Raw genomic sequence first — 16,194 nt, forward strand, 5'->3', positions numbered from 1 at the left:
AGGCAAGGGTCCGATGCGGACCCCGGCCTGCTGCGTGATATGCGTGTGCATGCGCCTACTTGAGCGTCACCGTGTAACCTTGCTGCTTGCCGTGCTCGGCAAGATTCTTGGCATAGTTCTGCATGGCCTGCTCAAGTGAGATCTCCTTCGTATAGGCTTTTGCGATCTCATCGCCATAGGCATTCTGGGCATACGGGTTATAGGGGAGATACTGGAATGCGGTTACCGGGCGCTGGGCGGCCTCGGAGAGCACTTTGTTCACGTTCTGCCCGCCAAAGTAGTCATTCGTCTTCTTGTTGGAGGCCGTGGTCGGATCGACGAATTCCTTCGAAGACAGAATCGACTTCAGACTCGGGAAGGTACCGGTATCCGCCATGATCTGCGCGCCATCACCATGCGTCAGATAATCTATGAATTTGTAGGCGGCAGCCTGGTTCTTGGACTGCGAGACGATCGACAGCGCAGAGCCGCCGTCTTCGGCGGAGACTTCCTCGCCCGATTTCCATTGGGGCAGCTGGGCCACACGCCAGTTGCCGGCCTGATCGGGAGCGCCGCTGATGAGGTTGACCGGCATCCATGCCCCTATGGTCAAGGACGCCAGCGTGCCGTCATTCAGCTCCCTATTCCAGTCATCCGACCAATTCGTGGTTTTGGTATCGATCAGATCCTCGTCGATCAGTTTCTGTTGGAAGGCGATGTACTTCTGCATTCCAGCATCCTTGGTCATATTGATGGTGATGTTATCGCCATTGACCTTCCACGGCTGGGCGCCCGCCTGCCATGCCTGTGCGGTGAAGGGCTGGTAGTCGTTCGCGCCACCCGAGACGTTGGTGATATACGAACCTGTGGCACGGATCTTCTTGGCCGCCGCATAATAGTCGTCCCATGTCTTGATCTGTGCGGCATCGACCCCCGCCTTGTCGAAGACGGCCTTGTTGTAGAAGAACATTTCCGGTCCGGAATCGATGGGAAGGGCGTATGGCTTGCTGTCGTACTGCACTTTGTTCCATGGGCCCTGCGCGAAATCGCTCTTGTACGAATCGGCCCCGAATTTGCTGAGGTCGACCAATCCTCCGGTGACCGCGAACTGCGTCACCGTGGGGTCTTCCAGCATCACCACGTCCGGGGCCCCGTTGCCCGCGGCGATCGCGTTCGACAAGGCCGTCGACGTGTCGTTGGCCGTTCCGGTGTTATTGAACTTAACGGTGATGCCCGGGTTCGCCTTTTCGAATTGTTTGATGATGTCCTTCATCGAATTGCCCGAGTCCCAACCCCAGAACACGATCTGACCCGTCGCGTTCTCGGTGCTGGCATCGGTGCTATCTGCCGAGCTGCCGCATGCGGCGAAGCCGACAAGCGATGCGGCTGCCACAATCGCCGCAAGCGTCTTTTTGGAATTACGCATGATGTCCTCTTTCCACCTTTCAGGAGTAACGATGCCCAACCGTCGTTGTTGTGCATTGCCGTCCGAATATGACCCTCAATCACTTGGATGTCCCGATGGTACTGCTGTGTACCAATACAAACGATACTCCGGTGTACCAAAATGTCAAATACCTGTTTTCTGCTTAGTGAGCTGATACGAATCATCATGGATCCGCCCCACTGGGAAGCACGACAACACGGGAAAAAGAATCCACACATCAGCACGCCGAAGACTCGGCATGTGCCCTATCCGCATACCCCTCCGACCGCCGCCACCTGCCCCGGACCGATCCGCCGCGACTGCCGATACGGCGGGGATCGATGATCCTCACGCCCTACGTCAATCCGCCATGTGCCCATAACCCCATACGGCCGCACGGTCAGGCACGCGGGAGGCGCCGCCCGATAGCCGTCGGGCGATGATAAGCTGGCCCTTCCCTGCACATCATCGAAAGACAGGCAAGCATGCGTTCAGTCCGTCAAACAGGTATGGGCATGATGAAACGCATGGGCAGCTTCGCAAGGAACGAGAGACAGACCGGCCTGCTCATGCTGGTCATGGCGCTGGCAGGGCTCCTCGCTTCGAATATCCCCGGGGCATCGCAGATCTACCGGCTCGTCTCTGACGCCACCACGAATCTTCCGCTGCCGCATCTCGATCTCTCCGTATCGCAATGGGTGCAGGACGGGCTGCTGACATTGTTCTTCCTGGTCATAGGCCTTGATCTGCGACAGGAGATGGCGAGCGGATTCCTCAAGAATCCACGCAACGCCGCCACCCCCATATTCGGTGCGATCGGCGGGGTCATCATCCCCTCCCTGCTGTTCCTCGCCATCAACCTATCCTCGCCATCAACCTCCCATGGGTGGACCATTCCCACAGCCACGGATATCGCGTTCTCCGTAACGGTGCTCTCCCTGGCTTCGAAGCACGTGCAACCGGCGGTCAGGGCCTTTCTGCTCACGCTGGCCACAGTCGACGACGTGATAGGCATCCTCCTGATCGCAGTCGTGTATTCGCATCCCTCATCGGCTTGGGCGCTGCTGGCATTGGCGATCTGTCTGTCGGCCTGGTTTCTGCTCATCCGGATGCGCAGACCCTTCTGGCCACTGCTTATCCTCGTCGGTGTCGGTGCATGGTACGCGATGATCGTGGCCGGCATCCACCCCACGCTCTCCGGGGTCGCCATCGGACTGCTCACGCCTGCGCTGCCCATCCACCAGGAAGACTCCCCACGGGCGGAGCGGTACAGACGAAAGCTTTCGCCCCTCTCCGCCCTGATCGCACTGCCGCTCTTCGCCTTCTTCGCCATGGGGATCCCCCTGAGTGAAATCAGCATCAATACCATCGCCAGCCCGGTCTTCCTGGGTGTGGTCACCGGGCTTGTCGTCGGCAAACCTCTTGGCATCATGATCGCAGTGAAATTGTGCGGGTTCGCAGGACTCAGAGTCGGCAATGCCACGCGCCCCATGCAGCTGTTCGGTGTCAGTCAGCTATGCGGCATCGGTTTCACCGTGTCGTTCCTGATGTCGGGGCTGGCGTTCAACGAACAATCCATCGTCGACACGGCTCGTTTCGCGGTGCTCGTCGGGTCATTGATCGCATGCCTTCTCGGCGTGCTGACCCTCAGGATCGATGAGCGTCGACGTCCCGGGTCTTCCCGCGACGGTAGAGGATCAGGCTCGGTGCGGCAAGTGCGATGACCACGACCGCAGCAATCACCGGATACAGCGAGGTCGGGATGCCGGACTGCCCTGCGGCGGGAATGAAGGTCATGACGAAGGCGCAGATGCATGCCACGATGCCCATACCCGCCATCAGGTAGAGCGCGGGGGCGCGATATCCGCTGTTTCCTGTTTTATGCAGACGACGCAGGTTGATGCTGGCGACGAACATCAGGATGTACATCATCACATACAAGGCGACGGCCATGCCGATCAGCAGCGAGAACACCATGGAGACGCTCTTGGGGAAGACGATGTACAGGCAGGCCAGAACCGTGACGATCACACCCATCAGCAGCAGAATCCCCGACTGGGCCCCGTTCCTGTTGGTCTTTCGGAAATAGTCAGGCAGGCAGCCATCCTCGGCGGCATTGAAAAGGCCGCGGGAAGGACCGGAAATCCAACTGATGATAGAGGCGATCGCACCGAAGACGATCGCCAGTCCGACGACACTGCCCATGAATCCGATGTGGAAGGTACTGAACATCGTTTGGAATGCCTTGACCGTGCCATCGGAAAGATTGACATCCTTGGGCAGCACCATCGAAAGGATCAGTGTGGGGACAATGAAAATCGCGAGCGCACTGACGAAAGCGATACCGACCACATGGGTGTAACGCTTGGGATGCTCCATATGCTGGGCGTGGACCGCGTTGACCTCCATGCCGCCGAAGGCCAGGACATTCTGCACGACCAACGCGATGCCCGCGATGTTGGTGAAGTCCGGCATCACGGAGCTCTCGGTGAGCGTTCCCGAGATATGCTGACCAGTCGCCAGCCAGGCCACACCCAGCACCAGCAGCAGGCAGGCGGGGATGATCGTGCCGATCAGCCCGGCACCCGACGCGACCTTGGCGAACAGATTCCCGCCCTTGAGCGTAAGCCATACGGCCCACCAGAAAACCACGATGATGACGATGGTGATATAGATGCCGGAATCAGGCAAGGAGTTGAGGCCGAAAGCAGAGGCGCCGGCAGCGGCGACGAATGCGAGCTGAGCTGGGTACCACACCACATTGTGTATCCATTGCATCCAGACGGCTATGAATCCGAAGCGTCTCCCCAGGCCTTCCTTGACCCATTCATACACACCGCCCTCGTAGGTCGCTCCGAGCTCGGCGGAAACCAGTGCAGTGGGCACGAAGAACATGACGGCAGGAATCAGATACAGGATGATGGACTGCCACCCCATAACCGCCATAGCGGGCAAACCACGCAGGCCTGCAATCGTGATGATCGTCATGATTGACATTTGCGATACTGTGATCAGGGTTTTCTGAGGTTTCACCGGCGATGTGCTTTCCGAGCCACGGGATTGACCGTTCGGCTTCTCGACTCCATGGACGTGGAAAACCTTACTCTTATTTTCCTCCACGGCTTTCCTGTGTCCGTATGCGGGCCGGAGAGATCGGTCCATGCCCATACCCGATGTCTCCCATCCGGTCAGCAGACCCGTGCATGGTCAGGCACCCCTTGGCCTCCGACACCACCTCTCGACTGCACAGGCTCCGCCTTGGATCGGATCGCGGGAGAGGCCTTGGAAACATAGAGATTGCCCTCGATCACGAAACGTCGTAGGCGATCAGCTGCTTTGGATATACCGATGCGAGGCGTGCGAAGGATGCGCTCCCCTGGCCGAAGCGGGGCATATTGCAGGATCAGGGGAGCCTCTTCCAAGTGGTGACCGTACAAACGCATATCGATACCGAGCGCCTGGCAGAGTTTGGCCGGCCCATTCGTCAGCTCGACCGACCGCTTGTCCCGCCTTGACCGCAATGCCTCGATCCCCTCGATCGGCTCGACGGCACGCAGCAGCGCACCAGCCCCGAAGCCCTCGGCACCGGCAGTGATGTTGCAGCAGTGGTATATACCGTGGGAGACATAGATGTATGTGCATCCGGCACGTCCGAACAACGCCCGGTTGCGATTACTGATGCCGTGGAAAGCATGGCTTGCCGGATCATCCTGGTCATAGGCCTCGGTCTCGACGATGCGCACGCTCACCCGGTCACCATGCAGACCACTCGACAACACGCATCCCAGGAGCCCGATGGCGGCATCATCAGCAGACCGCTCCAGGAAATCAAATTCAGAATTCAACATGCTGTCGTCTCCGCTCCGATCGGCCATCCGCATCCCACTGCACCTGTATATATCCGTTATAGGCCCTCGATGAGCCGTCCCATGCCTACACGGTGTTCCTTTCCTCACTGCAACGGCATGCATCAGACCAATTCCCAAGCCAAGCCCCTCGCAAGCGGGCAACCGACGCTATACTGCTAGGCAGCATGGAGAGTGGGGACATCGGCAGCAGCACTCAGGCCTGAGTCCCCCGAAGAGAGATGGCAGGAGGTCATCACCCGCAATGGTCGAAGGCACGGAGCAGACGGCGAAATCGGAACAGACGGATTTTCTGCATCATCTCTTCGTGCCGGTCTATATGCCGGCGATACTCTTCGCCACCGGTGAAGGCGCCCTTATCCCTGTGGTTCCCCTGACCGCCAGAGCGCTCGGTGCCGATCTGGCGACCTCCGGCATCATATCGGGCCTTCTGATGATCGGGGTCGTACTCGGCGACATCCCCAGCGGTTTCGCCGTCTCCCGATGGGGTGAGACCTTCGCGATGCGGGGTGCCGCCATCATCGCCATCATCTCCGCCATCGTGTGTTGGAAGGCGCCCAATCTCACGGTTCTTGCCGTGGGCGTGCTCATGATCGGCATCGCATCCGCCACCTTCAATCTTGCGCGCCACGCCTTTCTGACCACATGGACCCCACCGTGGTATCGGGCCAGGGCCATGTCGCTACTCGGAGGCACCTCCCGAATCGGATATTTCGTCGGCCCCTTCCTCGCATCCCCTGTGATCGCGTTCGCCGGCGCGCAAAGCGTGTATTGGATCCATGTGTTCGCATGCGTCACGGTTCTCATCGTGCTTCAGGTGATGCCGGACCCCGAGAAAGCACTCGCCCACAATCGCGCAAGCGCCGAATCACACAGGCCGCAGACCCTGCCAGGCGCATCTGCCCCTTCCCCAACCCCACTCGCCGCATCACTCAGCCCCACGACGAGGCACCGTCACCGCTTGCCTATCATCACCTACTTCCCCGTCCTCATCAGGATGGGTACGGCAGCTGGCATCCTGCAGATGATGAGGGCGTCGCGTCAGGTGATCCTCCCTCTTTGGGGCGTGCAACTCGGCATATCCTCACCTCATATCGCACTGATCATGGGCATCGCCGGGGCGGTGGACCTCTCGCTGTTCTATACCTCCGGACAGGTAATGGATCGCTTTGGACGACGCTGGGCTGCGGTGCCCGTTCTGGCGGGTATGAGCATAGGGCACTTGGCGATGCCCTTCGCAACCGCGGAATGGGGATATATCCTCGTCGCCATCGTCATATCGGTAGCCAACGGCCTTGGCAGCGGCATCGTGATGACACTGGGATCGGACCTTGCCTCACGTTACGCGCCGGATGACATGCCCAGCTTCCTGGGAGGATGGCGTACCTCCACAGACTCCGGGTCGGCGCTCGGACCGCTGGCCATATCCGCCATGACGGCAGTCGCGGGGCTGTCTTCGGCGGCATTGCTGATGGGCTGTTGCGGCCTCTTCGGGGCCTTCATGATGCAACGCTACATACCGCGGATCGTTGGCAAGTAGCGCTTTCTGCCTTCCGTACCGCACCGTTGCCGACCCTGTGGCCTTCTGCGCATCGGCTATGACGGCACGGTCCGCCGCCATAGCCGGCACTACTGATTCATCAGTTTCCGGGTATCGGAGACCATCGTGTCATACAGCCCTTTGTCCTTCAGCCACTGGATGGTGCGTGTGTACTCTTTGGTGATGCCGTAGAACACCGATCCGGAGGACAGGTCTCCCCCGCCGGACAGCTGGAAGGAGACCCCTATCAGCAGGCGCTCCCTGGCCGGGTTGGTGGTACTGGCATCCGGATCCGAACTCAGCATCGTAGAGGCGAAATCCGTGTCCGGCATCGATTCATAATCCTCGTCAAGCAACCTCGCAAAGGTCTGGGCATCGGACGCACCCATCGAGGTATCAGGACCATTCAGGTCTTCCAAGCCGTTCGGGAAGGCGGTGTTGCCATAGAGATCACTTAACGATGACGACTGTATGTTGCCATATCCCAGATGCTGCAGGCTGGTGGCTTTGCGGAATCCCGGATCATTGATCAGGCGCTGATATGCGGGACTGCTGCCGATGTACTTCTGATACAGGGTGTAGCTGCGATCCATCGAGGATCCCGAGCGCATCCGGTAATGGAAGTTCATGAACCAGGTATTATCCCCGTCCGAAGAGCACCCCGGGCAGTTCGCCGAGGATGCATTCTCCGTGGAATCCCCACTGGCACTCGAGGCACTGCCCGGAGTAAAGAGGGAATCATATTGCGGGTCCTTGGCCCTGTCGACTATCTCCGCATGCAACTCACGTACCGCGGCGAGCGATTTCGCGTCAGTGAGCTCCAGCTCGCCTCCATATGTACCGGCATACGGCAGAGTCATCAGATCCATGACGGGGAGCGTGGCCTCCGCTATGTCCTTCTCCTCCGGCAGACGACTCTCATACCCGGTGATGTCGGTGCATGTCAAGGAGAAGAACACCGCCGCCAAAACCAGGAAAGCTCCGAAACGCTTCAGGCTGCCCATCGTGAACACCTTGATGGTTCCGCATAGGATCATCGAAACCACGACGAAGATCACGGGTGCGCCAAGCGCGACGCCGAGGAAGAAGAACGCATGATGCGGCCTGACCGGCTCATATGTCGATGCGATGGATTCGATCAGCAATCCGATCAGACATGCGCCCACGAAAGTGGTCAACACGGTGGCTATCAGGTTGAATCCACTGAAGGTGACGTGGTTCCCCGCATGCTCCGACTGGAAACGACGATACAGCGCCATCGAAGCGTAGAGGATCAAAGCGCTCACCCCGATGAACACCACCATCGGCCATGGGGACAGACGGGCGCCGTTCCTTGCCAGGTCAAGCAGGGGGTGCATCCAGGCGATGCCATCGACCGTCCCGTATGAGAAGCCATACAGAAACATGCTGAGCACAAGCAGTGTCAGTGCATACAGTGCAGGGACTATGGCGTTGAGCAGAACGGACACCAGCGCCGCGATGCCTATGTTGCCGGTGAGGATCGCGGCGAGCACCGAGAGGGAGTAGACGAACAGCATGATGACCGAGGCGAGGATGAACCAACGCAGCAGGTCCCCCATATCGGGGATACGCTGTCGTGCGCTCGTCGACCCACCGGCCAGACCGACTTCCGCGGAAACAGGTGAGCTCCCGACCGGAACCACATTGCCGTATCCAGTGCCCGATCCCAGGAAACCTTTGAAACCACCGCGCACGAAAGGCAATAGCGTTATCGTCAACAGCAGCTGCGGGATGAAGAGCAATATGAAGCCTGCAATCACATTGCTGCGGAACAGGCTCCCGCGGGTCAGCGGCATGGAATGGACCACGGCGACCCGGCCCGTCGAATCAAGATAGGAGAAGACGGCGATGGCCATAAGCATCGGGGCGAGTATCTGATACGCCAGAAAGCCGATATTCTCGTCGTTCAGCATCGATTGGATGGCATACACTCTCGCATCCTGCGCAGTATTCGAGAGCATCGCCACAACCGGTCCCGATATCAGCAGAACGGCGCTTCCAACCACCGACATCGGCCACAGACGTTTGATATTGTGCCTCACCATGGGCCAAGAGACGAAACTTCCGGTGCTTCTGGTTCCGCTGCGCTTGCCCTTCGCCTGGATCACGATAGGGCCGCCCGTCGTCACCTCAGAGGATGCTGCCATGTTCATTGCCTTCGCCTCCCAGTTGATACATGAATACTTCCTCAAGGGTCAGTGGAATCCTGTCGAACAGAATCGGACGGGTACGCCGTACGAAGTCGTCAAGCTCTTCCGCGGAGTTGCGTACGACCAGGTAATCGACTGAACCGCTGTCGCGTCGATCCAAAACGTTCAGGGAATCATAGAGGTCAGGAGCCTGTTGCTTCCCTGGGCCATAAGAAACCTGGAGTTTATGGATGTCGGATTTGAGATCGTCCAGATCCTTCTCGATCACAACGCTTCCTGTGTTGATGGCGCAGATGCTGTCGCAGTAGCCTTCCAACTCGCGTAGATTATGCGAGGACACGACACTGGTCATACCCCTATCCGCCGCCGCATCAACGATCAGCTCCCATATGCTCCGACGCACGATGGGATCAAGACCATCCAACGGTTCGTCCAACAGCATGAAGGCGGGTTGACGCGCGAATGACAGGCAGAACACCGCCTGTTTGCGCATACCTTTGGACATGCGTGAAATCTGCATGGTCCTGTCAAGTTTGAAATGGGTAACCGAAACGTCAAACAGATCCTTGTTCCAGACACCGTCGTACAGGCCGCTGAACAATCTGCCTGCCTCCCGCAGCGTGAATCCGTTGAAGAAGGAGAGATCGTCCGGAATGAACGCCAAGTCTCTTTTGACGGCGGCGTTCTCATACACCTCTCGCCCATCGTATGCGATAGTGCCACCATCCGGTCTGAGCACACCTGCCAGCAGGTTCAGGATGGTGGTTTTACCCGAACCGTTAGTGCCGACAAGGCCATATATCGAACCCGACGGGATCGTCATATCAATATTCGACACCGCGGTATAAGACCCGAAAGTCTTGGTAACGGACCGTATTTCAATCATTGTTCCCCCTTCGATCCTCCCGTGGTGAGAGTTCCGAAACACCCATCTCCTCCAAAGCCTGTGCGACGACATCATTGAAGACCGCATCGTCCGGAATGAGAAGACGAAGTTCCCGCAGGTCGTCCCGAAGACGGGACTGGGCTTCAAGCAGGAGCCTGTGATCCGGACGTATATCCTGTGGCGCATGCGCGAAACTGCCCACGCCGGTGACACTGTATATATATCCCTGCTCTTCAAGCTTGTGGAAGGCCTTTTGTATCGTGTTCGGGTTGACGGTGAGCTCTTTGGACAGTTCACGTACGGATGGGAGCTTCGCTTCGGCGGCGATGAGCCCCGTAAGGATCTGTTCCTTGATACCCGCCACCACCTGCTCATAAATGGATTTGCGGCTTTTAAGATCTATTTCAATCATCTACCGCCTCCTGCATGTGTCGTTGCGCCAATGTATCGGAGCTCGCGGCAACGGCGAGACCCAATGACCGATGCCCAGCCACGGCGTTTGGCGACAACAGCCACAGCAACAAGCGAACTAACTGTACTATATCACATAGTACAGTTAGCGATTACTCCAGCTCCACTCTCGGAACATCAGGCCATTCCCCAGCCCACTGCCAGGCCGGCATGCAGGAGAAATCCCGCCCACCGTCGGAGCCTCAACAGGCCGAATTCGTTTTGGCGTATCTCATTACTAGATTGAACAGTATGGCGAATAGACTGCGGCAGACGGTAACACCCCATCCAGGCGAACAACATCAATTGGGAGGTGAACAATCAAAACTCAATTGGCTTCGCGCCGGGGTCCTCGGCGCGAATGACGGCATCGTCTCGGTGGCCGGCACCATCATCGGTGTCGCAGGCGCGGGGTCGGATGTGCGGGCGCTGCTTGTCGCCGGTTTCGCAGCGCTGGCAGCAGGCGCCTTCTCAATGGCAGGAGGCGAATACGTTTCCGTAAGCACGCAGCGGGACACGGAACGGGCGATGCTCGACAAGGAACGATGGGAACTCGAGAACTGCTGGGACGATGAGGTCGACGAACTCGCGCAGATCTACGAGACCAAGGGCATCTCGCCAACCACGGCAAGGACTGCCGCATTGGAGGCGATGCACACCGATGCCCTGTACGCACATGCCACTGATGAGCTGGGGCTCGACCCGAACGAACTCATCAACCCGTGGAGCGCGGCCTTCTCCTCCTTCGTTTCCTTCACCGCAGGCGGTTTGATTCCCCTGCTCTTCGCGCTGCTGCCGATCCCCACGGTCGGGAAAATCGTCGGCATTGTCTTCGCCGCAGCGATCGCACTCTGCCTCACCGGATTCATCTCGGCCAAACTCGGAGGGGCCGACTGGAGGAAAGCCGTCATCAGAAACGCCGGGATGGGCCTGGGTACCATGCTCTTCGCCTGGCTCGTCGGCCTGGCCTTCAACGTTTCCACCGGGGCGTAGCGTCGAGTCTCCACAGACCCCCTGCACCCTCACCAGCCCGATCGGCAAGCCGGGAGACACCACGGGCCATTGGCATCATGCCGAATCCGACCACCCGCTTACACGCCGATGTCACCGCCCCGATAACGACGGGGACGTGATGCCACCGCACCCAGGATGGCAAGAAGGGACAGGATGACGCCGGTCAGCCCGAAAGCCGCGGGCGTACCCAGCAGGCGAATCAATGATGCAAGAGCGATGATGGGAACGATCATGCCCACATAAGCCATCATGAAAAAGCCGGCTTGCGAAGCGGCGGCCGTATCCGGATGAGAGCTCGATGTGACCGATCGCAAGGCTTCGGCGAACAGTATCCCGGAACCAAGCCCCAGTACGATGCCACCGACTTCGAATTCAGGCAGAATCACCCGAATCACGGCGGCGGTGACAACGCCAAAACCACCAATGAACAGTGCGATGCCGATCCATTGCCTCCATCCGGTGCGGATATGCAGCACCGTCAATTGCCCGACCGCGCTGAAAGCCATAACCGCGCAATACAACGCAGGCCCCGCGATCGGTGTCCTGACGGAGAACACATCCGCCAGGACACCGGGCCCCAAAGAGGCGTAGACGGAGAATGCCGCGAAAGCGGCCAAAGCGGAAACACCGGCTCCGACGTATCTCATCAACCCACCGTCAGGAACCCGGGGCAGACGTACGGCGAATCCGGACCAGGCCCTGTCCTCGGCGGCACCTCTGCCACACGGCACCAAGGCGGTGCAGAGGAGCACCGCAATCGATATGTAGGGCGCGCTGAAGGGATGCCCCACCGTACGCACCACACCTGCCGAGAGCATGCTCCCCATGCCCAGACCTCCCAGATTCGCCAATGTTGACACTGCCGCGGCCAGTGCGGTGCGCGCTTCCCCACCCCGTGCGAGCCCCTCGCTTATCGCAGGAGGCACCGAGGATACGGTCAGGGCCACGGCGAAACCCTGCATCACTCTCGCGACAAGCAATGCCGCCACTCCCGGCAACAGCAGGATGCCGACAGCCAGCAGGGAGACGATGATGGCCAGGGTCATTACCTTGAACCTCCCCCACGAATCCGAAAGGCCACCGAACAGCGGCAGGGCCACGAAAACACCCAAGGCCATGGCACCGAAGGCAATGCTGACCCCGGTGCTTCCAAAGTCATATCTGACCTCGTAATACCCCCACAACGGCGTGGTGATGGTGACCGACGACATGACAACGAAAAAACACCAGGCCGCTGCCCAGGGATTCCTTGCAGATACGCCATGCTCACGCTGATGCACGACCACCCTCCTCTCTGACCACCCATATCGTCCCGACTGCCGTTCCGATCGTTTCGAATGCCGTCGCCACCCCAGCCATTGCGGACCGGCCGGGAACACCGGCGGCATCACTCCTCGGTTCTTTCACACGAATCAGTTCTTTCACACGAAGAAGATACGACCTGGAGCGCAGACCATGTCAAGCCGCAGGGGGATACACTGTTCCCAGATGTTTCCCGAAATGGTGTGTGCTGTTGACGCCATCAGAGGACACGGAGGGGGAAAGCATGAAGGACATTGCGATACTGCTGTTCGATGGATTCGAACCGCTGGATGTGTACGGCCCTGCCGAGGTGTTCGGCTGCATCGAGCGCCTGGACACCTCGGGCAAAGCCCCACATGTCATTTACTGCTCACTCGAGGGTGGCATCGTGCATGGTTCCTTCAACACCGATGTTCAGACCATCGCGCTGTCGGCGGTGCAGGACGGCGTGACGATGCTCATTCCCGGTGGGCCGGGCACCCGTGTGCTGGTAAAGGATCAGGAGTTCCTGCGCACCTTGAGGCAACAGCTTCCGCGCTTCTCACAATTGCTCACCGTATGCACCGGTTCAGCGGTGCTCGCGGCCACAGGCGCGATCGACGGCAGACGGGCCACGTCCAATAAGCGCTCCTTCACCTGGGTGACAAGCGTGCGCGAAGAGGTGCACTGGATCGGCCACGCGCGTTGGGTCATCGACGGTGATCTGGTGTCGTCTTCCGGCGTGAGCGCCGGAATCGACATGGCCCTGGATGTCACGGCCCGCAGCTATGGCAGGGCATTCGCCCAATCGCTCAGCACAGTCATCGAATATGTCTGGAACGACAAGTCCGAAGAGGATCCCTTCGCGGCCGTATAGTCGATCCCACCCATGACGACACCGGCTATACGGCTATGGTGCTGAAACTGATCGCGCCGAAGCATGCCTCGCCCGATTGCGCATGCACTGACACCCCGGTATCACCCTGCTGAAAATACACCTGATCGGAATGAACGCATTCGCCGTCATTGACGAAGACCTCCACCGATTGCGTATCCACCAGCACCGTCACCCGGACATCCACGGCATCCGGGGGCAAAGGCGAGCGGGTGACCAGATGCGGCGCGAAGAGGAAATGCTCAAGCTCCGCATGGGTGCGATCGAGATAGAAGCCCTGCGAATCCACACCAAACTCCGTGTATCTGCTCCCGTCGGCGGACTCACCGATTCGGATGCTCGCCCCTTGTGCGGATTTCATCGATATGCATGCATCCATGCGGTAGGACCGCGCACAGAAGGGCAGTCTGATGCCCTCATCGATCCCATCACCCGCCCGCACGAGAGCGTCCGGGATTTCGAGTCTGTCACTGGCATACCGTTCCAGGGCATCAACCGGTCGGGAACGCAGGGTGTACCGGCCATCATGAGCATGCAGCCGTATCTGGCGAACAAGCGACATCATGCCGTTGAAGCCGTCACTGGCATCGCTCGGCACGCTTCGGGCCGCGTAATCCCAATTGTTCATCCAGCCCATCCCGTAACGCTGCCCCGGATCATCGGGATCCTCCCACGTCACCGCCGCATACCAATCCCAGCCGTAATCCAGCCATTGTGGTTCAGGATCGTCGGCGAGGAACCGCCCACCCTGCCATGAACCCGTCCAGTACGCATAGGTATTCACTTTGCCCGCCAGCGTACCTTGCACACTGATGCCCAACACCCAGTGCGATGTGCCGTCGTCGGCCCGCATCTCGAACAGGTCAGGGCACTCCGCTCCGCCGATGTTCTGCCCCTCATAAGTAAATGGCGGCAACTCCCACCAATCCTTGAGATTATGGGATTCATAGAATGCGACTGCGTGCTTGCACCCTATGGCCGCGATCCAACGGCCCTCCTTCGCATCCCATGCGACCTTGGGATCCCTGAACCAATCCGAAGCCGTTGTATTCGGGATGACGGGCTTGCCGTATGGCTCGAAACTCGCACCCCCATCATGCGAGTACCAGAGATACTGCTCCTGTCGATGACCGTCCCCGTCGGTGGGCTGCGTCACCAGGGCGATAACCGTTCCGGCACCGAAGCCTGCGGTGTCGCCGGTGTCGACCACAGCCGAGCCGGACCACGCGGCGAAGTCACCATCCAGGGGGATGGCAATGCCTTTGTCCTCAAAGCTCACGCAGTCCTTGCTCTGCACCCGTCGCCATTCCCCCGGCAGGTAATACGTGGTGCTGTATAGGTAATACAGGCTGAATGACCCGTTGACGTATATTGCCCGTTGCGGATCGTTGAGCCATTGCTCGGGAACCGTCAGATGATAGGCAGGCCGCAGGGAGACGGCCGCCGGTCCAGCCGCTTTGCCTGCGTCATCCGAAACAACTGCGTGCCCTGGAATTCGGGCTCCGCTGAGTTCGGGATTGTTGGCGTCATTGCTCACTCGGTGACCTCCTCATCGTGTCAAGGAAATTACTTGTCCGTCTGCATGGATTCCGAACCGACCACCGATTCCTTCTCCACCAAGGCACAGGCGATTTTTACCTCAGAATCCTCCAAAGAGGGCAGAACCGCCCTCGTGGGTGGTGGCAGCACATCCGACACATCCCGATCCTCGATCAGCGATATCAGCTTGCGCGTCCCCCAGCAACCCATCTCATAGTGAGGCAATTCAACCGTCGTCAGATAGGGCGAAAGGGTCTCCGCGAGGACCTGGTGGTTATCCACCCCGATAACCGAGAGATCCTTGCCCACCGCCAGCTTGTGCCATGCGGCGGCCTGATACACGCCCCATGCCCGGGCATCGTTGAAACAGAAGAATCCGTCCGGATGCAGATCATCCATCAGACGTTCCGTCGATGCCATCGCTTCGGCACCGATCACGGGATTCGTAACCAAACGCTCGTCGAATGCAAGTCCGCGTTCCGCCAGCGCCTGACGATAGCCTTTGAAACGACCGACCTGAGCGGCGATATCGTCATCCAAACCGATGTATGCGATGCGTCGGCATCCTGCGTCGATCAGACGCTCGGTGATGTCTTTGCCGATCTTCACCTCATCCGGCACGATCGATGGCAGCTCGCCCTCCACATCCGTTGCGTCCACCAATACCAGGGGGTAATCACGCAGCGTGCCCGGTACGGATGTCCTTTGGTTGAACATCCGTGCATACAGGAAACCATCAACACCGTATTGCTTGAGCGTTTCGATCTCGCTGGATTCCAAGGCCTTCTCACCGTTGGTGTTGACGGTGAGCAAGGTGTACCCGAAGGCACGTGCGGCATCCTGGGCCCCGAGGATCAGGCGCCCGGCGAATGGCGTTGTGGCGATCTCATCACTGATGAAGCCGAGTATGCGGGTCCGGTTCGTCCGCATGCTGCTGGCGATACGGTTGGGCCTGTACCCCAGACGTTTGGCCTCCTCGCGGATCCGGCTGGCTATGTCAGGCTTGATCCGACCCATATCCCTGTTGTTGAGAACGAGCGAAACGGACGAAACGGAGACGCCTGTGCGCTCGGCTATCTCCTTCATCGTGACAGCTGCCATCCTGAACTTCCCCTCACTCTGCCCGTGCTCGCATTGGAATTCATCC

At 59.1% G+C, this 16,194-nt stretch carries 13 protein-coding genes; 4 read left to right on the forward strand and 9 right to left on the reverse strand.

All coding sequences use genetic code 11. From position 1 onward, the window contains the following. Positions 1-55 precede the first annotated feature (55 nt). Positions 56-1,405 (reverse strand): ABC transporter substrate-binding protein, encoded by a 1,350-nt coding sequence (locus tag BPSY_RS02185; protein WP_033495677.1) that lies wholly within the window; start codon positions 1,403-1,405, stop codon positions 56-58. A 515-nt stretch (positions 1,406-1,920) separates the two neighbouring features. Between BPSY_RS02185 and nhaA the strand changes: the two genes are divergently transcribed. Continuing rightward, a complete protein-coding gene (gene nhaA, locus BPSY_RS02190) occupies positions 1,921-3,129 on the forward strand; it encodes a Na+/H+ antiporter NhaA (RefSeq protein ID WP_157809769.1) in 1,209 nt (402 codons plus the stop codon). Here the strand turns inward: nhaA and BPSY_RS02195 are convergent. Both BPSY_RS02195 and BPSY_RS02200 read right to left on the reverse strand, forming a co-directional pair. Next, complete coding sequence (locus tag BPSY_RS02195) at positions 3,053-4,573, reverse strand: APC family permease (protein WP_081884110.1); 1,521 nt, start codon at positions 4,571-4,573, stop codon at positions 3,053-3,055. The two genes, nhaA and BPSY_RS02195, sit on opposite strands and share 77 nt — an antisense overlap. A 20-nt stretch (positions 4,574-4,593) precedes the next feature. Then, the gene (locus BPSY_RS02200; protein ID WP_081884136.1) at positions 4,594-5,253 is read right to left on the reverse strand and encodes a DNA-3-methyladenine glycosylase; all 660 of its coding nucleotides are present in this window, start codon (positions 5,251-5,253) and stop codon (positions 4,594-4,596) included. Positions 5,254-5,515: 262 nt separating this feature from the next. Between BPSY_RS02200 and BPSY_RS02205 the strand changes: the two genes are divergently transcribed. Continuing rightward, positions 5,516-6,811 carry an MFS transporter gene (locus BPSY_RS02205; RefSeq protein WP_051921484.1) on the forward strand — a complete coding sequence of 432 codons (1,296 nt, stop codon included), beginning with the start codon at positions 5,516-5,518 and terminating at the stop codon, positions 6,809-6,811. Between the two features lie 89 nt (positions 6,812-6,900). On the opposite strand, the gene BPSY_RS02210 is transcribed toward BPSY_RS02205, so the two are convergent. The 3 genes from BPSY_RS02210 to BPSY_RS02220 are packed head-to-tail and all read right to left on the reverse strand — an operon-like array spanning position 6,901 to position 10,280. Then, on the reverse strand, positions 6,901-8,979 hold the full coding sequence (locus BPSY_RS02210; protein WP_033495679.1) for a hypothetical protein: 2,079 nt from the start codon (positions 8,977-8,979) through the stop codon (positions 6,901-6,903). Then, positions 8,963-9,868 carry an ABC transporter ATP-binding protein gene (locus tag BPSY_RS02215; RefSeq protein WP_033495681.1) on the reverse strand — a complete coding sequence of 302 codons (906 nt, stop codon included), beginning with the start codon at positions 9,866-9,868 and terminating at the stop codon, positions 8,963-8,965. Before BPSY_RS02215 ends, BPSY_RS02210 begins: the two co-directional genes overlap by 17 nt. Next, positions 9,861-10,280: a GntR family transcriptional regulator gene (locus tag BPSY_RS02220; RefSeq protein WP_033495683.1), complete on the reverse strand. Its 420-nt coding sequence runs from the start codon at positions 10,278-10,280 to the stop codon at positions 9,861-9,863. Before BPSY_RS02220 ends, BPSY_RS02215 begins: the two co-directional genes overlap by 8 nt. 290 nt (positions 10,281-10,570) lie before the next feature. On the opposite strand from BPSY_RS02220, the gene BPSY_RS02225 reads away from it, so the two are divergent. Next, a complete protein-coding gene (locus tag BPSY_RS02225) occupies positions 10,571-11,311 on the forward strand; it encodes a VIT1/CCC1 transporter family protein (RefSeq protein WP_051921486.1) in 741 nt (246 codons plus the stop codon). A 98-nt stretch (positions 11,312-11,409) separates the two neighbouring features. Here the strand turns inward: BPSY_RS02225 and BPSY_RS02230 are convergent, their stop codons facing one another. Then, a complete protein-coding gene (locus BPSY_RS02230; protein WP_081884114.1) occupies positions 11,410-12,720 on the reverse strand; it encodes an MFS transporter in 1,311 nt (436 codons plus the stop codon). Positions 12,721-12,878: 158 nt separating this feature from the next. Between BPSY_RS02230 and BPSY_RS02235 the strand changes: the two genes are divergently transcribed. Next, the gene (locus tag BPSY_RS02235) at positions 12,879-13,490 is read left to right on the forward strand and encodes a DJ-1/PfpI family protein (RefSeq protein ID WP_033495687.1); all 612 of its coding nucleotides are present in this window, start codon (positions 12,879-12,881) and stop codon (positions 13,488-13,490) included. 25 nt (positions 13,491-13,515) lie between these two features. Here BPSY_RS02235 and BPSY_RS02240 read toward each other — a convergent pair whose 3' ends face one another. Together BPSY_RS02240 and BPSY_RS02245 are read right to left on the reverse strand one after the other, a co-directional pair. Then, positions 13,516-15,045, reverse strand: coding sequence for a glycoside hydrolase family 32 protein (locus BPSY_RS02240; RefSeq protein ID WP_051921488.1), 1,530 nt, complete (start codon positions 15,043-15,045; stop codon positions 13,516-13,518). A 29-nt stretch (positions 15,046-15,074) separates the two neighbouring features. After that, positions 15,075-16,148 (reverse strand): LacI family DNA-binding transcriptional regulator, encoded by a 1,074-nt coding sequence (locus BPSY_RS02245; protein WP_238556776.1) that lies wholly within the window; start codon positions 16,146-16,148, stop codon positions 15,075-15,077. Positions 16,149-16,194 lie beyond the last annotated feature (46 nt).

Origin of the sequence: Bifidobacterium psychraerophilum (assembly GCF_000741705.1) — a bacterium.
Taxonomy (GTDB): domain Bacteria; phylum Actinomycetota; class Actinomycetes; order Actinomycetales; family Bifidobacteriaceae; genus Bombiscardovia; species Bombiscardovia psychraerophila.